This window comes from Ruegeria sp. YKSF131 (assembly GCF_059612645.1).
Window position 1 is genome coordinate 1 of the sequence record NZ_JBXWQZ010000069.1, and the last position, 22,765, is coordinate 22,765.

Sequence of the window (22,765 nt, forward strand, 5' to 3'; positions counted from 1 at the left end):
TCCTTTCGCCGTATCGCCACCCGCTACGAAAAGACCGCACGAAACTTCCTGTCAATGATCAAACTCGCGTCTGTCAGGCTGTGGATCGAGTTTTATGAGTCCGCTGCCTAGGTGAAGACGACAAAAATCTGGGAAATAGACATCATCGGCTACAGAGGGGTAGACAAACCGTATGCCGTTAAGGGCGAGCTTTACTTCTCTCGGTGTGCTCAACCCCATCCCCTCGCGATCTACGGCCGATGCCAGATCCTCCAGCAGCTCGCCGTCTGGAGTTTCACCGGTAACTTCCGCAAAAATGGCTGCGGCTTCGTTGCGAAACTGTGTTCGGAGGTCGAAAGGCTCTGGAAGAGGAATGGCGAAGGTTAACTGAACGATTTTTTGCAGGAACAAGTCGCCATCCTGAACCTTGAGGCCCTCTTTCAGGGCTTGCGCCAAGACTTCTCGATCATAACACATAAGGTATGCAACTCTGGGGAAATCGGCGACAGATCGCACAAGCCGAACAACTTCGACAGCTTGCTCGGGTTCGAGCCGGTCGAGATCGTCTAGGATGACAACAAACCCAACTTTGAGCGCTTCGATCTTTTCAGCAATTGCGCGCTTCAGTTCGGAGGGCGTAGCTTCCCGGTTTGAAAACTGTTCGAGTACATCACCGCCAGCTTTTAGCGCCCCGGCGGCAGCTTGAGCTCCGGGCACGAAGTAACCAGCGAGACTAGCGAGCGGTACCAATGTCCTTGCCGTTTTTTGTCCGTATAGGCTGATCAACCCACCGACCTCACTTGCCTTCTTCCGGCTGAATGTCCCTCGGAGACCTTTGGTTTTTGCTAGTTCGGCTTCTCGCTGTTCAAGCACATCCGCAATCGGCCCCAGTAACGACATCACCAAGGTTGCTGAATCACCATTTAGCCAAGGGGCAACAGTTATCGTGTGGATGTGTTCAGATTCCGCAGCAGTCAGCTCGTCGCGCAGGAAGTTCAGGAGCGAGGTTTTTCCTGACCCCCACCGACCTTCCAGCCCCACGACCATCCCGTCACCTTTCGAGGCCTCAATAATTGAGGGTGCAAGGCGCTTGGCCATGCCCACAAATCCAAACCGATCATCGGTTTCTTCCTCAAGCGCGCGATCTGAGTCCAATTCAATAGTCATGTGCACTCCGCGGTTTCTAATTTGTTACTGCACTCAAATTCTTGCTCTGCAATTCGAATCCGCGAATACCAAACGCTATCCAAGCGGCTCTCCGTGACAACTAAGGTTACATACCGTCGAACCAATCGGGATGAATACTCACCTGTTCGATCATCTCAGTAGCCACGCCCAGCCGGTTTTCCTTCAAGAGTTCGCAGAGCCGGTCACCGTCGATGAGGTCAATCGCAATAGCGCCGTCGCGCGTGGCTTCGTCCGAAGCTTGGCTGGTAAAGTGCCCAGTGGTGATGAACAGCCCTTTATCTGCACGGCCCTGCAAAGCCCCCCGGAAGTCACGGATTTCCTTGGAGCCGACGCTGCCCTTCCAACGCTTGCACTGAAAGTAGACCTGGAATGACACAAGATTGACGCGCAGCACCCCAACACCGTCGATCCCTCCGTCTCCAGACTTCCCGCGCACCTCAACTTTGGTGAAGCCCGCTTCGCGCAGAAGGCGCTGCGCAAGCCGTTCGAAGCCGTCAGGGGTCATCTTGCCCAGTACGGCAAGCAGGGTCGACTTCCAATCCTCCTCGTCAGCAGGGCCATCGTCGGCCATGACCTCGATCTCTTCACCGCTGTCTGCGTCGGCTTTCTTGGCCGCCAAGCGTTTCAGGCGCGCGCGCTCGCGTTCTTCCTGCGTCACCTGATCGTAGATCGCTCGCGTCGCGCTCAGGTCGGAGATCGCGGAGCCTGTCTCTGTCAGCGCCCAAACCCCACGCTTGGAGTTATTCAAAGCATCACCGCGTTTCAGATAGGTGCGCGCCCAGGCGAGGTAGTAATTCACCCGCGTGCGGTTTTCGTCGCGGGGCATGGTGAAAGCCTGTTCGGCCTCCGTCACGCCTTCCAGCTCAATCACCTTTTCGTCGAGCTCCTGGATCGTTGCGGACCCGCCGAGGTCTTTTAACGCCTCGACCGTGACAAGCATCATTCCCGGAAGGTCTGGAAGGGTTTCGGCGTCGATTTCAAATCGTCTTGTCATGCTGGATATCACCTAAACAATGCAAAGGTTTGAACGCCAAAGAGGCTGGTTGAAACTTGCGCCATCTGCCAAAGACGCTGGCTGGCGTCGGGATCGCCATCTGATGCCAGAATTTGATCCAATCGAACCAGGCGACGGTCCAATCGATCTTGCGCTTCCTCGACTAGGATTCGGTCTGATCGTTGTCTTACGGCATCATCCACAAAAGCAGCTCGCTCGTTTTCCCGCTGTCGGGCATCGGCCAGCGCTTCTCGGTAGCGGCCTAAGCATGTTCTTTTTTCTGGCCCCACGGACGGCATCATGATTCATGTTGCCCAAAGAACTGGGAGAAGAAGATGGCAGGGAAGTCGAAGGTCTGGATAACGCAGGAAGATCGAGAAGCGCTGCAGGCATTGTCGGGAAGTCCGGATCGAGGCGAGGCGGATCGCGCCCGCTCAATAGTTCTGACGCTGGATGGCTGGACGGCAGGTCGGATTGGAAAGGCTTTCGGGGTTCGCGAAGACACCGTCCGGCAGTGGCGTTGCGATTTCATGGCAGGTGGGGTTGGCGCGTTGCGGGCGCGCAAGGCGCAGGGTCCGGAGCCGGTGAAAACGCAGGCGGCTTTACGGGTGGCTGCGCCGCTGTTCGAAGCCTCTGCGGCGGATCGCCCGAATTGGACACTGTCTCGGCTGGCGGTCGAGATCGAGCAGCGCGAGGGCATATCCATCAGCCGCTCGCAACTGTCCAAGGCGCTCAAAAAGGGGGCTTTGTCTACAAAAGACCGCGACACACACTGAAGGGACGGCAGGATGCGCAGGCCATGGACCGGGCGGGGCTGCGACTGAAGCTCTTGAAACAGCAGGCCAAAGCCGGAGATATCACGCTGCTTTTCGCCGATGAGAGCGAGGCGCTGACCCATCCGTATCTGGCCCGGGCCTGGGCAAAACGCGGTGCCGATCTGCGCATCCCGGCCCCCGGTCAGGCGAAGAAAATCGCCATGATGGGTGCGCTCGACTATGCCACCGGCATCCTGACGGTCACGACCTCGCGGACCAAACGATCAACCGATTTCATCGCCCTTCTGGCCGAGCTTGACCGGCTCTACGGCCCACAGCCTGGAACCCCACCCAGGCCAGTCATTCTTGTGCTCGACAACGGCCCGGTTCACACCAGCAAACTGACCTGCCAGGCGCTGGCGAACCGCGCCCATTGGCTCACCGTCGAATGGCTGCCGAAATACGCCCCCGAACTCAACAACATCGAACCCGCTTGGAGAGCCCTCAAGGCCACAGAACTGGCGCATCGCACCTTTCGCGGCGACGACGATCTCGAACAGGCTATTCACCACGGCGTCAAAAACCGAAACAACGAGCGGCAGGGCCTTCCGTGGGACAACTCAAGAATCTCTGCTTAGGGTGCTATCGACACGATCCATGAGCGGGGTAGTAGAGGCCGTCACTGCCTGCGCCACTTGATCGGCGAAGCCCGCGAATTCATCGACTTCGATTTCTTGAGGTTCAGAAAAGAAGTAGGCTTTCCCTTTCGATTTCAGTGCTTTGTCAAAGCAAATCCGATGAGGATTCAGGTCAGGGAGCACGCCAACTGAGCTGGGCTTCACATACACGGAATTCTTGGCAACAACGCTCGAAAGCCAATGTGTGTTGATTTCGTCATTGGTATGAAACGCTGGAGCGGCATAGAAGGTGAAGGGTTCGATGGCCTCCAGGGCAAGCAGGAGGGACTGTTGCTCTGAAACGCGCTTGCTGGTGATCTCAAAACGATAGTACGGCAGCGTCATGGTATGGCCGCGAATGCCGATCTCACGGGCGTTTGACGCTTTCATCCAGTCGGACAGTTTGAATTGCAGGTTGAGGATGATGCCCGATTTGCCCTTGAGCTTCGCATCGTAGCCGCCGCCCTTTTTCCCTTCTTCAAGCAAGCTCGGGAAGATCGGAACTGCTGCCAGCGACATGGCCTTGGCCAACTCGTTGACCAAGGAAAACCCATACGTAAATTCGCTGAACTCAGCCTTCACTTTTCACCTCACGCCGCATAGCGGTCTTCTTCCACCTTCTCTGCCTGACCCAACGCGGCCAAGCTCTCAAGCAACGGCTGCACGCTCGTCGTGCGCGCTCGCACGAATCTGCGGGCGATCTGTTCCGGGCTGGCTTCTCCCATCTCGGAGAGCGCTTCGCGGACGGCGGCGATCTGCTCGGGGAGGGTTTTTGGCCAGGGAGCTTTTTCGACCTTGGCCGTGACGCCGAGGTCCATGTCCTTGGTCTTGCCCTTGGCGGCCTGCGTGCCTGAAGGGTTCTGGTAGTCGGGGCGGAGCCAGCGGATGTGGCCGCGCGCCTCTTCCTCGGCGCGTTCTTTGTTCAGCGCGACGAGGCGGAACAGGATGTCTTCGTCGCTCAGGTCCACGGGCCAGCCATAGGCCTCGGCCACGGCGGCGTCGATCTGGTCGTGCAGGTCCTTGAGGATGCCGATCAGGCCCTGGTCGTAAATCTCGCGGTCCTTGCCCTCGATGGTTTCCCTGGCGCGGAGTTTTTCCAGCACGTTGTACATCTGGGTCAGGGTCAGCTTGGGGTGCGCGGCCTGCTGGCGCTTGCGGTGGGCGTCGAGTTCCTCGCCCAAGGCCCGCAGGCGGGTGCGTTGGTCGTCGGTGAGATCGGGGAAGGGGAAGGGGTCGAAGCATTTTGTCTTCAGATACCGCACGTCCCCTTTGTACATCCCAATTGAGCTAGCATTGGCACTTACCCAGACTCGGTGCACACGGGAAGAAAGAACGCTCAGGAAGGATGCGTCTTTCAAGGCGATTGCATTTAGTGCGTCGTCTGGAAGAATCTGGCCATCCACGAAAGTGAAGAACCTGTGTTTCGCCGTGACGACAGTCGCAATGAAGCGGTCTAAGCCTTCTAATGCAGGTCGAATTTCTGAGCGAGCTTCGCCAAAAAGCCACCAGTTGTCCCGATAGCTTTGACGATTGTTGGAATCTCGCTCTGGCTTAACCGTGTCCAGCAAACGCTGATAAATCTTGGGGTATTGCTGGCGGACCTCAGGTTCTTTCATCCCAAACAAGTCAATCACCAAAAAATCGCGACTGGTCGCTGCAAGGTCCCTGCCGTTCATATACCCTTTTATTGCGCGTTCTTCTCCGAAGAAGTGGGGTAGTTCCGCGCGATTGACCTTGAAGCCAGCACCGTGAAGCTTCACGCCGGGCGAAGATAGGCCGTCATTGGCTAGGAGCTTCTTGGCGCTTACAACATCAGCACCAATTTTCAGGTTTGCGAAGATCTTCCCGATCTGCTGACCAAACGTCACCTGACGCCCATCCGCCTCAGTCTTTTCATTGCTTTCTGTCGCCAAGGTCAGCAACCGCCCGGTACGATTGCCGGACGCACCCACGGTCATGGCGATCCGCACGGCGGCCCCATAGAGCGTATCGACCCAAGGGTGATCCGGGATCGCGAAGAGCAGGGAGAGCGGCTTTTTCGGGTCGTTCAGATGCGGCTCCAGCACCCGGCGGTTGAAGGTCTGGCGCAGCGAATTCGTGGTGATCAGGCCGAAGCGGCGGGTGCCTTTGCCCGTCTTGGCATTATAGCCCCGCGCGGCCAGCGCCGCCTTTTCCCACCAGAACATGACAAGATCGGCGCTTTGCGGCATCTTGGGATAGGCTTCCCACAGGGCCTCGACATAGCCGTCGCCCAGATCGTCACGAAGGTACTTGGCCCCGATGAACGGCGGGTTGCCGACGATGAAATCGGCTTGGGGCCATCGGGTCGCCTTGGGCTTGGCATAGACATAGACCTGCACGCGCGCGTTGGGGTCCGGCACCTCCTCGCCCGTCACGGGATGGCGCATGGTGGTCACGCCGTCCCAGCGGGTGACAGGTGTGCCGTCTTCATCCATGCGCTCCGTCCGATCCGCCCATTCCAACACGGCATCGCCTTGGGCAATGTTCTTGAAGTCGCGCAGCACAGGTTCGGATGGGGCGGCGTTGCCATAGGTACGAAAGTGCCATTGCAGGTAGCCGATCCACAGCACCAGTTCGGCCACGTTCGCGGCCCACGGGTTCAGCTCGATCCCGAGGAATTGGTGCGGGTCCACGGTGATCAGGGGCCGCGTGTCGCCCAGATCGTGCATGAGCGACGTGACCTCGCCCTCCAGCCGCTTCATCATTTCCAGCGCGACATAGAGGAAGTTGCCCGACCCGCAGGCGGGGTCCAGCACGGTGGTCTCGCAGAGCTTGGCGTGGAAGTCGCGGACCAGCTTGAGCGCGTCGTCGGTCTTGCCGTCCTCGGTCAGGCGTTGCACGGCGGTCTGCACGTCGCGCCAATCCTCTCGCAGGGGTTCGATGATGGTGGGCGTGACCAGCCGCTGCACATAGGCGCGCGGGGTGTAGTGTGCGCCCAGCTTGTGGCGCTGGCGTTTGTCGAGGGCGCGTTCAAGGAGCGTGCCGAAGATCGCGGGCTCGACCAGTTTCCAGTCGGCTTCGGCGGCTTCGATCAGCAGACCGAGTTGCAGTTCGTTCAGCGGGAGGGCGTCGGCCTCTTTGAACAGGCCACCGTTGAAGCGCTTGAGGTCCTGCATAAGGACCTGGGAGAAACCGCCGGTGTTCATCGTCTCCCAGAGGCCTTTGAGTGCGGGCTCGGCGTGTTCCGGATGGCCGCGCAGCTTGCGCAGGAGTTCCGTGAAGCTACCGCGCGGGATAAGGTCCACGTCTTCGGCGAACATCGAGAAGAGGCAACGCATGAGGAAGCTTGCGACTGTCTGGCTGTCGTGCCCTTGGCCCTCGAAGCTTTTGCCCAGTTCGGCCAAGTGGGCGGCGATGTCGCGCGTGACCTCGGCCGCCTTGAGCGAGGGGTCAAGGCTGTAGGGATCGGTCCAGATCGTGCAGAGGAGGTCGCGGATATCTTCCTGGCGCAGGTCATCGAGATAGATGCGGTAGCGATTGCCGTCCGGGAACTGGTTGTAGCCCTGCCCCTGTTTCGAGAAGTCGGCGTAAAGCTCGATCACATGGCCCACGTCCACGATCATAAGGAAGGGCGGCCAGCCGTCCTCGCGGGCGACGGCGCGCGCGTAGTTGTCGGCCTGGTTTCGGGCCTTGAGCATGGTGTCGTCCCAGGCGGCGGTGCCTCGTACGCCGTGGCCGATGCGTTTCTGGTTGCGCGCGGCGGTGCCCTTGGCCAGATCGGCGGCGCGGTTCTTTTTCTGGTTCACGCCCTGCTTGGTTTCGAGGACGAAATGCCCTGCGCGGTAAGCGTCGATGAAGCCTGTGGTGCGCTTGTGCGTGTGGGCAAAGGCGACGGGCCGCTCAAACCGGTAGTGGTCGTTGCTGTCGTCATCCGTGGCCGGGTTGGGACGGTCGAGGCCCAGCAGTTCGGTCAGCTCGATCACGAAAAGCTGGTAATTTGCATGCTCGCTGCCGCCAGTGTCTTTCCAGCGGGCGATGAATTCGTCGATCTGCGGGGCGTTGCTCATGTGAAATCGTGACTTGGTACGAGAACGCGTTCGGACAAGAATTGCTCGAAGCTGGCGGTTTCGACGGCATGCGCGCTCGCGTCACGGGGGGCAGTGATCCAGGTTTCGACCAAAGCGCAGAGACCCATGATGGCGAAACCGGGGATCAGCCACAGCCAGATGGCAAGGGGCGTGCTTCCGTCGCTGAAAACGCTGTGAAGAAGGGGCCAGACGATGAAAGGGATACCGCTCGCACCAACCCAACGCACCGGCTTCATCTTTTCCTCGGCAGCGGCGGCCAAGCGATCACGTGTTTCGACCAATCCTCGTTCCCACGCCAGGAATTCGTCCATCACCTGCCCCGCGAGGTAGTGTCCGCACCGGCAATAATCGCGGGAGATATACTCGACTTGTCCGCAATCAGCACACCGGATCGCGTTGATGCTATCAACATTTGGACGAAGGCGGCTTTTATGCGCAGATTTGCTTTGTTCGCCGTCGGTGCCGCAGACATCATTCAGTAGACGTTCTGCGTCACGACCGAGCCGCAGCTTGCGCGGACGAAGTTTCAACACGTCATCGGGAAAATCTTGTCTCAACATCAGCTTACTAGCCTCAAAACACTGTCAATTCTTGTTGTATCCGGTGCTCCGCTCTCGCCGGACAATGCATCGGCATTCAGGACTTCATCGAACAGGAATTCGATAGCATCCCATTTCTTCTCGGGCGTCACGCTCAGACCTCGATCCATGATGCGGCGTTCAACAGCGATGCCGATCTTGCGGTAAGCGGTCGCAATCTCTTCGTGTCTGCGGTTTTTTCCGTCTTCGGAGTCTCCTTCGAGCATCCAAAGGGGATCAACGTCGAACTTCTCGTAGACTTCCAGAAGCAACTGAGCCGTCAGGTCACGCTGGCCACGTTCGTAGTTCTGATAGGCGCTTCGACTGATGCCAAGCGCCTGCGACATCTCCTCTTGGGAGAGGCGAGCCATATTTCGTACTGCCGCAAGGCGATGTCCAAGGCCAGAAACAGCCATGCTCAACTTTCGTTTGTATTTGTGTTGACCTCATTCGTAGTCATTTGTATCAAAAATAGATACGAACGATGGCGACACGCTTGATTCATGCAGTTTCAGCGTAGTTTTGTTTCATTCTGGAAGCAAAACGATTTCTTTCGCTTCAGTTCGTGAGCAACGACGACAGGAGGCGAAGCGTGGGAAAGCTGCTTGAAACCCCCAAGGAACTGGCCGAGCGCGTGGGCATTCCCGTGTCCAACGTGCGTTACCTGATCCGCGAAGACATGCTGGATCACATTTTCACCGCTCCAGGATGCCGCAATCCCAAAATTCCACAGGGCGCTTGGGAGCGATACGTCGAAAAATTCACGGTGAAAGCAGCCGTGAGCGAGAGGCCGAAGGCAGCCTCGGGCGCGAATTGATCGAGTGAAGGACATACCATGGCCATGCCCCGTGCGACCCTGACGCAGAGCGAATTGACACGATACCTCAAGGCGTACCGGGATGCGGGCATTCCGGTAGTGCGGTCTGAGATCAGCCGCGACGGCAAGGTCGTGATCTACAGCACCGAGAAGCAGACCGACGAGGTCAATAACCCGTGGGATCGCCCATGAAACGCCGCAAGCAGTTTCCCGGCGCGACGGCCTATTTCGACCGTCACGGGAAGCGGCGGTGGCGGTTTCGGAAGGGCGGGTTCTCGGCGGAGTTGGGGAGCGACTACGGGTCTGCAGATTTCGTTCGACGGTATGAAGACGCTGTGAATGGGCACAAGACGCGCGGTCTGATCGGGGCGGACCGGACCAAGCCCTACAGCGTCAGCCAGCTTGTGGCGCTCTGGTATCGCTCGCCCGAGTTCCTCGATCTCGCGCCGAGCACGCAGAAGGTCTATCGCGGGATCGTCGAGAAATTCCGGGAGGAACATGGCGACAAGCCCGTGCGGCTGATGCAGCGGCGGCATGTGCAGACGATCTTGGCAGAAAGGGCGGAGACACCCACAGCGGCGAACAACCTGCGCAAGCGGCTGATCCAGTTGATGGATTTTGCAATCACGTTGGACTGGCGCGGCGACAATCCGGCACGTGCAACGAAGCCTTTCCGAGTCGGCGGCGATGGCTTTCATACCTGGGACGAGGGCGAACTCGCGCATTTCTTCAAGGTCCACAAGCCCGGCACGCTGGCGCATACGGCGGTGACGTTGATGCTCTACACCGGTGCCGCGCGGGTCGATGCGGTGAAGCTGGGACCAAAGAACATTCGCAACGGCAAGATTGAGTACCGGCGCCAAAAGACGCAGCGGTCGGGCGGTGTGCTGGTTTCCGTGCCGATCCATCCGGACCTGGCCGAGGTGCTGGACAAACTTCCAAAGGACCGCCCCTTCCTAGCCACCCAGAAAGGCACGATGCGCTCCGCCGGTGGACTGGGCAATCTCATGCAGCGGTGGACCGAAGAGGCGAAACTGCCTCAGTGCTCAGCTCATGGCCTACGCAAGGCCTGCGCGCGGCGTTTCGCCGAGGCAGGAGCCACCGCGCACGAGATCGGCGCGGTTACCGGTCACAAAACACTGGCCCTCGTGCAACGTTATACCGAGGCCGCAGGCCGTGAAGGCATGGCCGATTCCGCTATCGAGAAACTGATCGCCCGCCCCAATGGCGAGCGCGATTTGGCGAACCTTCCCAAGAGGTTCGTCAAATCCGACACCAAACCCAAGCAGGGAAAGGATAATTTATGAGAAGTGGTGAGCCGTGCAGGATTCGAACCTGCGACCCACTGATTAAAAGTCAGTTGCTCTACCAACTGAGCTAACGGCCCACTCTTTTGTTGGATCTTCTCGATCCGTGGCGCTCTTTACGGCAATTTCCCAACCGGGTTCAAGCCCTTATTTTGCGCCTCGTTTCGCTGAAACAACCTGTGTTTCCAGCGACCCGATAGGCGGCCTAATTAGGCAGGTGGCGCAGGGGGGTCAACCCCTTTTTTCACGATTCTACGCGACAGGGTGGATTCATGTTCCGACCGACGTTATATCGCCGCCATGCAACAGAAACGCGATATCAGTTTGCCATTTGTTAAGATGCACGGGTTGGGCAATGACTTCGTCATTGTTGATGCGCGTGCGCGGGATGCTCTGATTACCCCGGCACTGGCCCGAGGAATCGGACATCGGCATTTTGGTGTGGGATTCGATCAGCTGGCCGTAATCGAAAACGGTGCGGCTGACGCGCATCTGGTGTTCTACAATTCGGATGGATCAACTTCGGCGGCGTGTGGCAACGCCACAAGATGCATCGCGCGAATGTTGATGGATGAGACGGGCAAAACCCAACTGACGCTGACAACCGAACGTGGAACGCTTGTTGCGCAGGACGCAGGTGATGGGCTGACCTCGGTCAATATGGGTCTTCCTCAGTTGGAATGGCACGAAATTCCGTTGGCTGAAGAGATGGACACGTTGGAACTGCCAATCGAGGGTGCCCCTACAGCGACGGGTATGGGCAATCCGCACTGCACATTCTTTGTTGAAAACGCCGAGGCGATTCCGCTGGCCGAGTTCGGCGCCCGCTATGAACACCATCCTTTGTATCCCGAGCGCACCAATGTGCAGGTGGCTCAGGTCGTGGGTCCGGATCACATCCGCATGCGGGTGTGGGAACGTGGCGTGGGCATAACCCTGGCATCAGGGTCGTCATCCTGTGCAACCGCGGTGGCTGCGGCGCGGCGTGGGCTGACACGGCGAAAGGTGCAGATTGATCTTGATGGCGGAACCCTTTGGGTTGACTGGCGCGAGGATGGCGTCTGGATGACCGGGTCAACCTGTCACGTCTTCTCGGGCACGTTGTCGCCCGAGTTTCTAGGGACGCTGGGATGAACCCGCCTAAATTCACCACATTGGGTTGCCGCCTGAACGCCTATGAAACCGAGGCGATGAAAGAGCTGTCGCAACAAGCCGGACTGACGGATGCCGTGGTGATAAACACCTGTGCCGTCACGGCTGAGGCTGTGCGCAAGGCACGGCAGGAGATCCGGAAACTTCGACGTGAAAATCCGAACGCCCGGCTGATTGTCACCGGGTGCGCTGCCCAGACAGAACCCAACACCTTCGCGCAGATGGCCGAGGTCGATGCGGTGATCGGCAACACGGAAAAGATGCGGCCAGAAACCTGGAAAGGCATGGCCGCCGACTTTATCGGCGAGACCGAGGCCGTTCAGGTCGATGACATCATGTCTGTCACCGAAACGGCCGGGCACCTGATCGACGGGTTCGGCACACGCTCACGCGCTTATGTGCAGGTTCAGAACGGGTGTGACCATCGCTGCACCTTCTGCATCATTCCCTATGGCCGGGGCAATTCGCGCAGCGTGCCTGCCGGTGTTGTGGTGGATCAGATCAAGCGGCTGGTGGATCGGGGCTATCATGAGGTGGTGCTAACCGGCGTTGACCTGACCTCATGGGGGGCCGATCTGCCTGCGCAGCCGAAACTGGGCGATCTGGTGATGCGTATTCTAAAACTGGTGCCGGACTTGGCTCGCCTGAGGATCAGTTCGATCGACTCGATCGAAGTGGACGAGAATCTGATGCAGGCCATAGCAACCGAACCACGCCTGATGCCGCATCTACACCTGTCGCTTCAGCATGGCGACGATCTGATCCTGAAGCGCATGAAACGTCGCCACCTGCGCGACGATGCCATTCGATTTACCGAAGAGGCCCGGAAACTGCGCCCCGACATGACCTTTGGTGCCGACATCATCGCAGGTTTCCCGACCGAGACCGAAGCGCATTTCGAGAACTCGCTGAAACTGGTTACCGATTGCGAACTGACCTGGCTGCATGTCTTCCCATATTCGAAACGCGAAGGCACTCCAGCAGCCCGCATCCCGCAGCAGGTGAACGGGAATCTAATCAAGGATCGCGCCGCCCGCCTGCGTGCGGCTGGGGACGTTCAGGTCAGGAAACACCTGTCAGAACAGATCGGCAAAACCCATCGGATCCTGATGGAGAACCCGCATATGGGGCGGACCGAACAATTCACCGAAGTTACGTTCAATACACCTCAGCCCGAAGGTCAGATCGTAACCGCCCGAGCCATCGGGGCGAATGATCACAGTTTGGTTGTCTGAAGGTCTGCAGCCTCACCATCTGCGGCAAACAATTCTTCAATGAATACGCTTATCAGTTGCGCACGCCCATCAACCCCGGCTTTGGCATAGATCGAGGCGGTCTGCGCGCGCACGGTTCCTACGGCCCGCCCCCGGATGCGCGCGATGTTTTCGTTATCCAGCCCTTTCAGAACCAAAAGACCCACGTCTCGCTCGGCAGCGGTGAGCCCCCAACGGTCGAAAAACGTGTTGATGACCACGCTCATTTCACCCTGCGCGGCCTGTAGGCCAAGCTTGGTCTGTTCCACCCTTGCCAGCAGGCGTCGAAGTTCAATCATGAAAAAAACAATTCCGGCAAGCAGAACAAATGCGACAAAAGCCTCAAGACTTACATGAGAAGGTCCCTCGCCTTCCTTCAAATCCAGGGCGACGTCGCCAAGGTAAAACACCACGCAAAGTACCTGAACAACGATCATTATCGACATAAGTACAGCCCGGTGAGCGTCTGCATCGCCGGGCCGCCAATAGCTTCTGATCCATTTGATCATTTGATTGACCAGTCCTCAGGTATATTCTTCCGCCCTGTTATCATAGCCTTTGCCAAAGCGACACCTGTTCGCCACTGATCGATGACAACCCCGGCAACATGCAGCAGAACAGATAGCATCAGCCAGTTGAAGGCCAGTTCGTGCAGGTCTTCGACCCATTCGACGCCAAAGAATCGAACTGTTCCCATCATGATTCCTGTCACACACAAAGCCAGCAGCGTCGCCCAGAGGTTATAGACCATAAGGGCCCCCAGAGGGTTGTGTGAAAGGTGCACGCTTTGATCACCCCGCCCCATGTCCCGCAGGTGATTAAGGGCCGCACGGGGGCTGAAAGGAAAGGCGGTGAACCTGGCAAAAGCCGGACCCGTTAACCCCCAAAGCAACCGCAACAAGACCAAAGCCAGGACAACATAGCCCACATACTCGTGGAACGCGCCCTCGGGATTGGAAATCGCCCCATTGATCAGAACGCACAGGGCTACGATCCAGTGAACCAGCCGGACCAGTGGATCCCAAACCTGAACTTCGTGGGCGCCTGTGCGCCCACGATGCATCAATTCTGTTTCAGACATTCCGGTTACTGGTCCTCAATCTTGACGACTTTGCCGCTTGCGGGGTCGACATAAACCTCGGCCAATTGACCATCCTTGACGACATAGGCTTCGATCTTGCCATCTTCCGTCTCGATTTTGCGGACATCGAATCCCATGCCCGTCAGCGTTTGCCGAATTTCGGCCTCGGATTTTCCAAGTTCCGCATTGGGTGCAAGATCCAGCGCCAATACCGGCGTTGCAAATAGAATTGAGGCAAAAAGAATAGGAAGTTTCATTGTCGTGACTCCGTGTTTCAGACAAACGGCAATTGATCAGCCGTTGTGGCTGATGTGCGCCTGTGAAGCTGTCCAATCCATTGACCCGGCGCTTATTTCGACCAAATAAGCGCGCGCTGATGGCGGCTTGGCAAAAGAAAACCCCGCAACCTGACGGCGCGGGGGGCTGATTTAGTAAAATCCGGTAGGACGGATCGGATCAATCTTCCTTGCGGAGTTTGCCCTTGTGCGGCGCCCATAGACGCTTGTTGACCAGGTACAGCAGCACCGACAGAACGGTCAGGAAGATCACACCGACAAAGCCTGCGTTCTTGCGGTCTGTCAGCTTTGGCTCGGCTGCCCACATCAGGAATGCGGCAACGTCCTCGGCCATATGCTCGACCGTGTTCGAGTGCCCGTCTGCGAACTCGACCTGCTCATCAGCCAGCGGAGGCGCCATCGAAATCCAGCCGCCGGGGAAGGCAGTGTTTTCATAGAGCACCGCACCCGCCTCTTCTTTTTCGTGGCCGGTGTAGCCATGCAGCAAAGACGCGATGTATTCCGGTCCACCCATGCCTTTGACCAGCTGGTTGATGCCCAGGCCATAAGGCCCATGGAATCCGGCACGGGCCTTGGCCATCAGGCTCAGGTCAGGTGCGCCGACGCCGGTATTGGCCGGGAAGTGGTCGGTGGGAATCGCCGGACGGAAATCGTCCAGCTCGGGGTCGAAGACTTCGAAGTTGCCAGCCGCGTATGCGATGACTTCTTCTTCCGAGTAACCCAGCGCTTTCAGATCGCGCAGCGGCACATATTGCAGACCGTGGCAAGCCGCGCAGACCTCGGTATAGATCTGCAGGCCACGTTGCAGCTGATGCTGGTCCCAGGTGCCGAACGGGCCTTCGAACGAGAAGGCGAAATCTTCGATATGCTGCTCACCACCGCCTGCTGCAATGGAAGCAGCAGGGGTCAGGGCCAGAGCAAACGCGGCGCCGATTGCAAGTTTCTTGAACATGTTTCCGGTCCCTCTTCTTACTCGGCCGGCGTGGCGTCGGCGTCAGCCTTGCCATAATGCGCGTTGAAGTCTTCTTCGATGGTCTCGGGCTGGGCCAGAGGTTTTTCGATCACGCCGAGGATCGGCAGGATCACGAAGAAATAGGCGAACCAGTAGGCCGATGCGATCAGCGAGAAGGTCGCATAGGGTTCTTCCGCAGGCATCGCACCCAGCCACATCAGGGCAAAGAAGTCGATAATCAGTAGGTAGAACCACCATTTCAACATCGGACGGTACTTGCCCGAACGCACGCTCGACGTGTCCAGCCAAGGCGCCAGCGCCATGGCCAGGATCGCACCAAACATCGCCAGAACACCAAAGAACTTGGCGTCAACGATGCCACCGGTGATGAAGCTCGCGAACTGTACAACCCAGACCTCACCGGTAAAGGCACGCAGGATCGCGTAGAACGGCAGGAAGTACCATTCAGGCACGATGTGAGCAGGCGTAACCAGCGGGTTGGCTTCGATATAGTTGTCCGGGTGACCCAGATAGTTCGGCATGAAACCGACAACAGCCCAGAACACGACCAGGATCACGGCCAGCGCGAACAGGTCCTTGATCACGAAATACGGCCAGAACGGCAGCGTGTCTTTCTTCGCCTCGTCTTTCGAGCCGCGACGCACTTCAACACCTGTGGGGTTGTTGTTGCCGGTAGTGTGGAACGCCCAGATGTGCACCACGACCAGAGCCGCGATGATGAACGGCAGCAAATAGTGCAGCGAGAAGAAGCGGTTCAGCGTGGCGTTGTCCACCGCAGGTCCGCCCAGCAGCCAGGTCTGGATGGCATCGCCCACAAACGGAATGGCGCCAAACAGGCCGGTGATCACAGTCGCACCCCAGAAAGACATCTGACCCCATGGCAGAACATAGCCCATAAAGGCCGTGCCCATCATCATCAGGTAGATCAGCATACCGACGATCCACGTGATCTCGCGCGGGGCTTTGTATGAGCCATAGAACAAGCCGCGGAAGATGTGGATGTAGACCGCAACAAAGAACAGCGATGCGCCGTTCATGTGCAGGTAACGGATGAAGTAACCGCCATTTACGTTACGCATGATGTGTTCGATGCTGGCAAACGCCAGATCAACATGCGGCGTATAGTGCATCACCAGAATGATACCGGTGACAATTTGCAGCGCCAGGCAGAACGCCAGAACGATGCCCCAGATCCACCACCAGTTCAGGTTCTTGGGGGTTGGGATCATGAGGGTGTCATACAGCAGGCCAACAATAGGCAGGCGGCTGTTCAGCCATTTCTCGCCGTTTGTCTTCGGCTCGTAATGATCGTGGGGAATTCCGGACATAAGTTTGGGTCTCCCTTAGCCGAGTTTGATTGTGCCGTTGTCCACCCACTCTGCGGGAGGAATGGGCAAGTTCTCAGGCGCGGGGCCTTTGCGGATACGACCGGCAAGGTCGTAGTGTGAACCGTGGCAGGGGCAGAACCAGCCACCAAAGTCGCCTGCATCACCCAGAGGCACACAACCGAGGTGCGTACAAACACCCATCTGGACGACCCATGCACCCGGCGCTTCGCCTTCCGGCGACGGCATCACCCGGTTTGCGTCGGTCGCAGGGGCATCGGCGCTCAGGTTAAAGTTGCGGGCCAGCGGATCGGGCAGCGCATCAACACCTTCGGCGTCCTGTTTCTGAGCTTCCTGAATCTCTGCACCGGTGCGGTGACGGACAAAGACGGGTTTTCCCAACCATTTGACGGTCAGCTGCGTACCCGGCTCAACACCGCTCACATCCACACGGATCGAGGACAGCGCCTGAACGTCTGCCGATGGGTTCATTTGGTTGATCAGGGGCCATACGGCTGCACCCGTTGCAACGACACCTGCGCCGCCAGCGACGTAGTACAGGAAATCTCTGCGGGTGCCTTCGTGGTCTTCTGCGTGGGACACGAGGTTATCTCCGATTGTCTGGCGCCCGCGGACGGGCAAATAGCTCGCGCACCGCACGAATGCGGTGTCTTAACCGCGCTTACTATCGGGGAGAATAGTGTTCGTCCAGCGTTCATAAACGCGCAATACGCCGCATGTGTCGTTTCCAGCAGCTGCGGACGGTGTTTTTTGGTGAATCTCGCGTGCGACTTTGTCGGCAACTTCGATTCATGCGCCATTGATTCGCTTACCCACCCTGTCTTCCGTCACCTGGATCAGGTATCTGGAGCCTGTCTCGTGGACCACTGATTTGCGCCCCAAAGTACATAATCAAGACCTCGGAACGGGGATTGTTTTCAGCAAAAACATACTCGCTAAATAGATGATTTAAATTATAAATTGCACGCGCCCCACCTGTTGCACTTTCCGCGCGAATAAAGGACAGCGCAAAAGGCGTGCGAACTCCCGCAAGGAGACCCCAATGTCAAAGATCGTTCTGGCCGCTGCCCTGTGCACAATGGCCCTTCCCACTCAGACCCTTGCCGCGGGCGATCCCGCAAAAGGTGAGGCGATATATAACCGTTGTTCTTCGTGTCATGCGATCATCAAGGATGGTGAAGTTCTGGTCAAAGGTGGAATCACCGGCCCGAATCTGTACGGCGTCATCGGTCGCGTGGCCGGGTCCGAAAACGATTATCGCTATGGAAGCGAGCGCCTGCCGATTGGCATGTTCACGGACGACATGATCCGTGCCGGCGAGGAAGGTCTGGTCTGGACCGAGGAAAACATCGTTGCCTATGCGCAGGATCCTATCGGCTTCATCAAGGAATTTCTGGATGACGAAACTGCCCGTCCGAACATGAGCGTCAAACTCAAGAGCGGTGCGGACGATATTGCCGCCTATCTGGCGACTTTCAGCCCCCAGTAAACCCGGCGCCTGGTGCTGGCTACGCCTTGTGCATCAAGGCGGCCAGCCGGGCGATTTCACTGCCAAAGCCAGTGGATACCTGATCAGCAGCAGCGTTTCGAGCACCTTCGGGTTTGTTCTGACCAAGCTTCCAGGTGCCCTGAATATCTTCAATGCGCATGCGGCACGGTATGATCATGCGCATCATCTTGTTCAGCGCGTCAGAGGACATTTTTCCCGTGCCCCATGGGGCCTTGGGCAGCAGCCGCTTTTCGTAGAACGCCGATTGGCGGTCAAGCACGTCACGTAACTCGTCCTGCGGGCGCAGCTCAAGTTTTCCGATCAGGTGCACGGCGACATAATTCCAAGTCGGAACCTGATCTTCGACACCGTACCAATCCGGCGAAATATAAGCATCCGGCCCCTGCACCGCGATCTTCGCGTGCTGCGGCTCGCGCAGCGCTCGTACAATAGGGTTCGAGCGCACAAGATGCAGGTCAGCCAGTGAACCGTCTTCGGACAGCAGAAACGGGACGTGGCTTAATAGCGGGGCCTCTTCGGCAGAGAGTGCCAGAACGCCGAACGCCCGGTCGCGGGCGAATTCAACATGCCGGGCTCGATCCTCGGCGCGAAAAGCGGGGTTAGGGTGCATGAATGTCCTCCTGTCAATTCTCTTGCAGCGTCGGACAGTTCTTGGCAAGGTCCGCCTCGTTCTCAGGGCGGGGCGGAATTCCCCACCGGCGGTATGCAGGCCACGGCCCGCAAGCCCGCGAGCGGCCCCGGCTTTCGGGGTGTCAGCAGATCTGGTGAGATACCAGAGCCGACGGTTACAGTCCGGATGAAAGAGAACGTGCAAGCCGCGCCGGTGAACCGGCGCGCCTGCTCGTGATCGCCTTGGGTGACGTGTCATGCCGGGCTGGCAGCGAAATGGGATCTGGTTCTCGCGACTGCCGGCAGGCCACCAAACTGAAAGGAGATCATGATGACACACACCCGCTATGCTTTTGTCAAAGCCAACTGGCATTCCGATATTGTTGACCGCGCGCTCGACGGCTTCCTCGAACTCGTCCCCTCGGAACAAGTCGATGTCTATGACGTTCCCGGCGCGTTCGAGATGCCCCTGCTGGCCCGTGATCTGGCCCGGACCGGGCGCTATGCCGCCGTCGCCTGCGCTGCCTTTGTCGTTGATGGCGGCATCTACAGGCACGACTTCGTTGCGCAGGCCGTGGTCGATGGTCTGATGCGCGCCGGGCTTGATACAGGGGTTCCTGTCCTGTCGGTCTCGCTGACCCCGCACCAATATCAGGAAACCAAACATCACAATTCGATCTATCGCGACCATTTCGTACAAAAAGGGCGCGAAGCGGCTCAGGCCGCGCTGATGATCTCGGAAATCCGTGCGAAAATCGCGCAGGCCGCCTGATCTTCATCTTTTCGAAAATACTCAAAAATGCGCCGCCCGACGGGCGGCGTTCAAACCATCAACGGCCAAATCCGCTTGAGGCCGGGGGCCTTGCCCGCTAATCACGATCCGCAAAGGAGCACGCCCCATGTCGATGAACAGCTTTGGCCATCTTTTCCGCGTCACCACCTGGGGTGAAAGCCATGGGCCCGCCTTGGGCGCCACTGTCGACGGTTGCCCGCCGGGCGTTGCGATTGACGAGGCGATGATCCAGCACTGGCTGGACAAGCGCAAACCGGGGCAAAACAAGTTCACAACGCAGCGGCGCGAACCGGATCAGGTCAAGATCCTTTCTGGCGTGTTCGAAGGCCAAACTACAGGCACGCCCGTGCAACTGATGATCGAAAACACCGATCAGCGCTCGAAAGATTACGGCGACATCATGGACAAGTTCCGTCCGGGCCATGCCGATATCACCTACTGGCAGAAATACGGCATCCGCGATTATCGCGGGGGTGGGCGCAGTTCAGCCCGGGAAACCGCGTCGCGTGTGGCCGCGGGTGGACTGGCGCGCGAGGCCATCAAACAGATTGCGCCCAATGTGCAGATCACCGGCTACATGACCCAGATCGGTCCGCACAAGATCGACCGCTCCAAATTCGACTGGGCGCAGATTGAACAGAACCCGTTCTGGACGCCTGATGAACAGGCGGCCGGGGATTGGGCCATCTATCTGGATGATCTGCGCAAATCCGGCAACTCGGTCGGTGCCGTGGTCGAGGTTGTGGCACGCGGTGTCCCGGCAGGGCTTGGGGCGCCGATATACGCCAAGTTGGACACTGATCTTGCGGCCGCGATGATGTCGATCAACGCTGTCAAAGGCGTCGAGATCGGCGAAGGCATGGCTGCCGCCGAACTGACTGGTGAAGCCAATGCCGACGAAATCTTCATGGGTCAGGATGGCCCGCAATACAGTTCAAACCACGCAGGCGGGATTCTGGGCGGCATCTCGACCGGGCAGGACATTGTCGTGCGCTTTGCGGTCAAGCCGACCTCTTCGATCCTGACCACCCGCAAGACCATTACAAAATCCGGTGAAGAGACCGAGATCATCACAAAGGGCCGTCATGACCCCTGTGTTGGCATCCGCGCTGTCCCTGTCGGTGAGGCGATGATGGCCTGTGTTATCCTAGATCACTTGCTGCTGCACCGTGGTCAGATCGGAGAAAACCGTGGACGGATCGGCTGATCTGCGCGCGCGTTTGCGTGCTGTTGTCGCGCAACGCATGGAAACTGATCCGGCCCATGACCTGGCCCATCTGGATCGTGTTTGGACCAATGCTCAGGCCATTGCAGGCGCTCAGGCGGACATCCCCGTCCTGTTGGCAGCCTGTTATCTTCATGATCTGGTCAACCTACCCAAGAATGACCCGAAACGACAGTTTGCCTCACGTCAGTCAGCGACTGAATCAGGGCCTATTCTGGCAAAACTGGGCTTTTCCGACGATCAGGTTCAGGCCGCGCAACATGCGATCGCGGCCCATAGCTTCTCGGCCAACATCCCACCCGAAACGCTGGAGGCCCGGATTCTGCGGGATGCGGATCGCCTTGACGCCTTGGGTGCCATCGGGATTGCGCGCACATTTTCTGTATCGGGTGCTTTGGGGCGTGTTCTCTATGATCCGGCTGATCCATTCGCAGAGGCGCGCCCGCTGGACGATCTGCGGTATTCGATTGATCACTGGAAGGTCAAACTGCTGACCCTGCCGGACGACATGCTGACGGATGCAGGCAAGCAGATCGCGCAAGCAAGGGCGGGCCGAATGTTTCAGTTCCTTGAGGCTTTTGCAGCGGAAATCGGCGCATCGGTACCGAACTCGTGGACCATCACCTGATCCACCCCGTTGATCTTTTTTCTGCAAAGGCGCAGGGTCGCGCCGATGACAAAACCCTTAACATCGCATCGACCTTTGCTGGCTGTAGCGCTGAAGCTTGGCGCGCTGTTCCTGTTCACGTCGATGTCAGCCTTAGTCAAAGCCTTATCTGACGAATTCCCACCGGGCCAATTGGTGTTCTTCCGGTCCCTATTTGCTATTCCGGTCATCATTCTGTGGCTGATCGCGCGCCGAGAGCTGGCGCAAGGCTTTGTCGTCAAGAAACCCATGGGTCATTTCTGGCGCGGTGTTCTGGGGACCAGCGCCATGGGGTTGACATTCACTGGCCTTAGCCTGTTGCCTCTGCCCGAAGTTACCGCAATCGGTTATGCCACCCCGATTTTCACCCTGATTTTGGCCGCAGTGATGCTGGGCGAGCGCATCCGCATGATTCGCATCGGTGCCGTGGCACTTGGGCTGCTGGGCGTGATGATCATGATCTGGCCCAGGCTTGGCAGCACTCAGATGGAAACGGCTGCAACTATCGGAGCTCTGTGCGTACTGGGCGCGACTTTTGCCCGGGCCTTTGTGCAGATCCACATCCGCCAACTGGTCAAGGTCGATCACCCTGCTGCAATCGTGTTCTATTTCTCGCTGACCGCGACGTTGCTTTCGGCCCTGACGGCGATCTGGGGATGGACAATGCCAACTCTGACTCAGGCTCTAATACTGATCACCATGGGGTTAATTGGCGGAGTTGCGCAGATTTTGGTCACGTCCTCGTATCGCTTTGGACAGGCATCGATGCTGGCACCTTATGACTATGCAACAATGCTCTTTGCGATTGTGATCGGTTATTTCGTGTTTGATGAATTGCCAACCGTTGCGATCCTGATCGGGGCCGCATTGGTGATCGCAGGCAATGTTGTTGTGATCTGGCGCGAACACCAGCTGGGGCTTGAGCGTGGCAAGGCGCGTTCTGTCACAGACCCCAAAGCGTGACTTTACCTTTTGCATTCTTTCCCTAGGTTGGGCCGGACAATCAATGAGGTTCCCCAATGAGCGACGCACAGGATCACAAGGAAAAGATGCAAAAGGTGCAGGCCCAGCACCGCAAGAAAGTGTCCGAGGCCGTTGATCCCGAACGCGGCCTTGTTCTGATCAATACCGGGAAGGGCAAAGGCAAGTCATCTGCGGCCTTTGGCGTTGTCATCCGCGCGCTTGGTTGGGGTCAGAAGGTTGCCGTGGTTCAGTTCATCAAGGGCAAGTGGAAAACCGGCGAGCGTCGTTTCTTCGAAGAACGTGATCTGGTCACTTGGCACACGATGGGTGAGGGGTTTACCTGGGATACACAGGATCGTGAGCGCGACATTGCAGCTGCCAATGCCGCCTTCGACAAGGCTTGCGCCCTTATGGCAAGTGGCGAATACGATCTGGTGGTTCTGGACGAGATCAACATCGCACTTCGCTATGGATATCTCTCGGTCGAGCAGGTGATAGACGGGCTGAACGCGCGTTCGGACAAGACGAGTGTGTTCCTGACAGGCCGCGACGCACCGCTGGCGCTGCGTGATTA

Annotated in this window: 27 protein-coding genes, 1 tRNA gene and 1 riboswitch; of the genes, 13 read left to right on the top strand and 15 right to left on the bottom strand. The window is 58.1% G+C overall.

Annotation, left to right across the window (positions count from 1 at the left end):
* Positions 1–51: 51 nt before the first annotated feature.
* The 3 genes from AC2FLZ_RS18740 to AC2FLZ_RS18750 form a co-directional block, all read right to left on the bottom strand.
* On the bottom strand, positions 52–1,146 hold the full coding sequence (locus AC2FLZ_RS18740; protein WP_496882587.1) for a KAP family P-loop NTPase fold protein: 1,095 nt from the start codon (positions 1,144–1,146) through the stop codon (positions 52–54).
* Positions 1,147–1,252: 106 nt separating this feature from the next.
* Positions 1,253–2,161, bottom strand: a complete 909-nt coding sequence (locus AC2FLZ_RS18745; protein ID WP_496882588.1) for a restriction endonuclease — start codon at positions 2,159–2,161, stop codon at positions 1,253–1,255.
* A gap of 8 nt (positions 2,162–2,169) precedes the next feature.
* Positions 2,170–2,463: a hypothetical protein gene (locus AC2FLZ_RS18750; RefSeq protein ID WP_496882589.1), complete on the bottom strand. Its 294-nt coding sequence runs from the start codon at positions 2,461–2,463 to the stop codon at positions 2,170–2,172.
* A gap of 33 nt (positions 2,464–2,496) precedes the next feature.
* Here AC2FLZ_RS18750 and AC2FLZ_RS18755 point away from each other — a divergent pair, with 33 nt between their 5' ends.
* Together AC2FLZ_RS18755 and AC2FLZ_RS18760 are read left to right on the top strand one after the other, a co-directional pair.
* Complete coding sequence (locus AC2FLZ_RS18755) at positions 2,497–2,937, top strand: helix-turn-helix domain-containing protein (RefSeq protein WP_496882590.1); 441 nt, start codon at positions 2,497–2,499, stop codon at positions 2,935–2,937.
* Positions 2,934–3,554: an IS630 family transposase gene (locus tag AC2FLZ_RS18760; RefSeq protein WP_496882598.1), complete on the top strand. Its 621-nt coding sequence runs from the start codon at positions 2,934–2,936 to the stop codon at positions 3,552–3,554. Before AC2FLZ_RS18755 ends, AC2FLZ_RS18760 begins: the two co-directional genes overlap by 4 nt.
* On the opposite strand, the gene AC2FLZ_RS18765 is transcribed toward AC2FLZ_RS18760, so the two are convergent.
* The 4 genes from AC2FLZ_RS18765 to AC2FLZ_RS18780 are packed head-to-tail and all read right to left on the bottom strand — an operon-like array spanning position 3,537 to position 8,636.
* A complete protein-coding gene (locus AC2FLZ_RS18765) occupies positions 3,537–4,175 on the bottom strand; it encodes a hypothetical protein (RefSeq protein WP_496882591.1) in 639 nt (212 codons plus the stop codon). The genes AC2FLZ_RS18760 and AC2FLZ_RS18765 overlap by 18 nt on opposite strands.
* A gap of 8 nt (positions 4,176–4,183) precedes the next feature.
* Positions 4,184–7,621, bottom strand: a complete 3,438-nt coding sequence (locus AC2FLZ_RS18770) for a class I SAM-dependent DNA methyltransferase (protein WP_496882592.1) — start codon at positions 7,619–7,621, stop codon at positions 4,184–4,186.
* Positions 7,618–8,202 (bottom strand): hypothetical protein, encoded by a 585-nt coding sequence (locus tag AC2FLZ_RS18775; protein ID WP_496882593.1) that lies wholly within the window; start codon positions 8,200–8,202, stop codon positions 7,618–7,620. The genes AC2FLZ_RS18770 and AC2FLZ_RS18775 overlap by 4 nt, the downstream gene beginning before the upstream one ends.
* Complete coding sequence (locus AC2FLZ_RS18780; protein ID WP_480623240.1) at positions 8,202–8,636, bottom strand: helix-turn-helix domain-containing protein; 435 nt, start codon at positions 8,634–8,636, stop codon at positions 8,202–8,204. The genes AC2FLZ_RS18775 and AC2FLZ_RS18780 overlap by 1 nt, the downstream gene beginning before the upstream one ends.
* Positions 8,637–8,812: 176 nt before the next feature.
* Here AC2FLZ_RS18780 and AC2FLZ_RS18785 point away from each other — a divergent pair, with 176 nt between their 5' ends.
* Genes AC2FLZ_RS18785 through AC2FLZ_RS18795 form a run of 3 tightly spaced genes read left to right on the top strand, consistent with a single transcriptional unit; the run spans position 8,813 to position 10,344 of the window.
* Positions 8,813–9,037 carry a hypothetical protein gene (locus AC2FLZ_RS18785; protein WP_496882594.1) on the top strand — a complete coding sequence of 75 codons (225 nt, stop codon included), beginning with the start codon at positions 8,813–8,815 and terminating at the stop codon, positions 9,035–9,037.
* An 18-nt stretch (positions 9,038–9,055) separates the two neighbouring features.
* Positions 9,056–9,229, top strand: coding sequence for a hypothetical protein (locus AC2FLZ_RS18790; RefSeq protein ID WP_155846068.1), 174 nt, complete (start codon positions 9,056–9,058; stop codon positions 9,227–9,229).
* Positions 9,226–10,344 (top strand): tyrosine-type recombinase/integrase, encoded by a 1,119-nt coding sequence (locus tag AC2FLZ_RS18795; RefSeq protein WP_496882595.1) that lies wholly within the window; start codon positions 9,226–9,228, stop codon positions 10,342–10,344. Before AC2FLZ_RS18790 ends, AC2FLZ_RS18795 begins: the two co-directional genes overlap by 4 nt.
* A gap of 4 nt (positions 10,345–10,348) precedes the next feature.
* Here AC2FLZ_RS18795 and AC2FLZ_RS18800 read toward each other — a convergent pair.
* Positions 10,349–10,424 (bottom strand) — tRNA-Lys (locus tag AC2FLZ_RS18800).
* Positions 10,425–10,644: 220 nt separating this feature from the next.
* Between AC2FLZ_RS18800 and dapF the strand changes: the two genes are divergently transcribed.
* Together dapF and mtaB are read left to right on the top strand one after the other, a co-directional pair.
* Positions 10,645–11,478: a diaminopimelate epimerase gene (gene dapF, locus AC2FLZ_RS18805; RefSeq protein WP_496821714.1), complete on the top strand. Its 834-nt coding sequence runs from the start codon at positions 10,645–10,647 to the stop codon at positions 11,476–11,478.
* Positions 11,475–12,731, top strand: a complete 1,257-nt coding sequence (gene mtaB / locus AC2FLZ_RS18810; protein ID WP_496808133.1) for a tRNA (N(6)-L-threonylcarbamoyladenosine(37)-C(2))-methylthiotransferase MtaB — start codon at positions 11,475–11,477, stop codon at positions 12,729–12,731. Before dapF ends, mtaB begins: the two co-directional genes overlap by 4 nt.
* On the opposite strand, the gene AC2FLZ_RS18815 is transcribed toward mtaB, so the two are convergent.
* The 6 genes from AC2FLZ_RS18815 to petA form a co-directional block, all read right to left on the bottom strand.
* Positions 12,713–13,258 (bottom strand): helix-turn-helix transcriptional regulator, encoded by a 546-nt coding sequence (locus AC2FLZ_RS18815; protein ID WP_496882596.1) that lies wholly within the window; start codon positions 13,256–13,258, stop codon positions 12,713–12,715. The genes mtaB and AC2FLZ_RS18815 overlap by 19 nt on opposite strands.
* Positions 13,255–13,830 (bottom strand): cytochrome b/b6 domain-containing protein, encoded by a 576-nt coding sequence (locus AC2FLZ_RS18820; RefSeq protein ID WP_480606087.1) that lies wholly within the window; start codon positions 13,828–13,830, stop codon positions 13,255–13,257. The genes AC2FLZ_RS18815 and AC2FLZ_RS18820 overlap by 4 nt, the downstream gene beginning before the upstream one ends.
* A 5-nt stretch (positions 13,831–13,835) precedes the next feature.
* Positions 13,836–14,087 carry a PepSY domain-containing protein gene (locus tag AC2FLZ_RS18825; RefSeq protein ID WP_480519674.1) on the bottom strand — a complete coding sequence of 84 codons (252 nt, stop codon included), beginning with the start codon at positions 14,085–14,087 and terminating at the stop codon, positions 13,836–13,838.
* A 199-nt stretch (positions 14,088–14,286) separates the two neighbouring features.
* Positions 14,287–15,078: a cytochrome c1 gene (locus tag AC2FLZ_RS18830; RefSeq protein ID WP_480474560.1), complete on the bottom strand. Its 792-nt coding sequence runs from the start codon at positions 15,076–15,078 to the stop codon at positions 14,287–14,289.
* A gap of 17 nt (positions 15,079–15,095) precedes the next feature.
* Positions 15,096–16,427, bottom strand: a complete 1,332-nt coding sequence (gene petB, locus AC2FLZ_RS18835; protein WP_209506969.1) for a cytochrome b — start codon at positions 16,425–16,427, stop codon at positions 15,096–15,098.
* Positions 16,428–16,442: 15 nt separating this feature from the next.
* Positions 16,443–17,027, bottom strand: coding sequence for a ubiquinol-cytochrome c reductase iron-sulfur subunit (petA, locus tag AC2FLZ_RS18840; RefSeq protein ID WP_267363183.1), 585 nt, complete (start codon positions 17,025–17,027; stop codon positions 16,443–16,445).
* Positions 17,028–17,487: 460 nt separating this feature from the next.
* Between petA and AC2FLZ_RS18845 the strand changes: the two genes are divergently transcribed.
* A complete protein-coding gene (locus AC2FLZ_RS18845; protein ID WP_480474561.1) occupies positions 17,488–17,934 on the top strand; it encodes a c-type cytochrome in 447 nt (148 codons plus the stop codon).
* Between the two features lie 19 nt (positions 17,935–17,953).
* On the opposite strand, the gene AC2FLZ_RS18850 is transcribed toward AC2FLZ_RS18845, so the two are convergent.
* Entirely contained in the window at positions 17,954–18,565 is a 612-nt protein-coding gene (locus AC2FLZ_RS18850; RefSeq protein WP_496714629.1) for an FMN-binding negative transcriptional regulator, read from the bottom strand.
* Positions 18,566–18,619: 54 nt separating this feature from the next.
* Positions 18,620–18,767, top strand: a riboswitch (FMN riboswitch).
* A 128-nt stretch (positions 18,768–18,895) separates the two neighbouring features.
* Between AC2FLZ_RS18850 and AC2FLZ_RS18855 the strand changes: the two genes are divergently transcribed.
* The 5 genes from AC2FLZ_RS18855 to cobO form a co-directional block, all read left to right on the top strand.
* Entirely contained in the window at positions 18,896–19,336 is a 441-nt protein-coding gene (locus tag AC2FLZ_RS18855) for a 6,7-dimethyl-8-ribityllumazine synthase (RefSeq protein ID WP_480555085.1), read from the top strand.
* A gap of 127 nt (positions 19,337–19,463) precedes the next feature.
* Positions 19,464–20,564, top strand: coding sequence for a chorismate synthase (aroC, locus tag AC2FLZ_RS18860; RefSeq protein WP_480474567.1), 1,101 nt, complete (start codon positions 19,464–19,466; stop codon positions 20,562–20,564).
* Positions 20,548–21,210, top strand: a complete 663-nt coding sequence (locus AC2FLZ_RS18865; protein ID WP_480519682.1) for an HD domain-containing protein — start codon at positions 20,548–20,550, stop codon at positions 21,208–21,210. Before aroC ends, AC2FLZ_RS18865 begins: the two co-directional genes overlap by 17 nt.
* Positions 21,211–21,255: 45 nt before the next feature.
* Positions 21,256–22,191: a DMT family transporter gene (locus tag AC2FLZ_RS18870; RefSeq protein WP_480474571.1), complete on the top strand. Its 936-nt coding sequence runs from the start codon at positions 21,256–21,258 to the stop codon at positions 22,189–22,191.
* Between the two features lie 56 nt (positions 22,192–22,247).
* Positions 22,248–22,765, top strand: a 518-nt coding sequence (gene cobO, locus AC2FLZ_RS18875; RefSeq protein WP_496882597.1) for a cob(I)yrinic acid a,c-diamide adenosyltransferase, incomplete at its 3' end; no start/stop codon positions are given.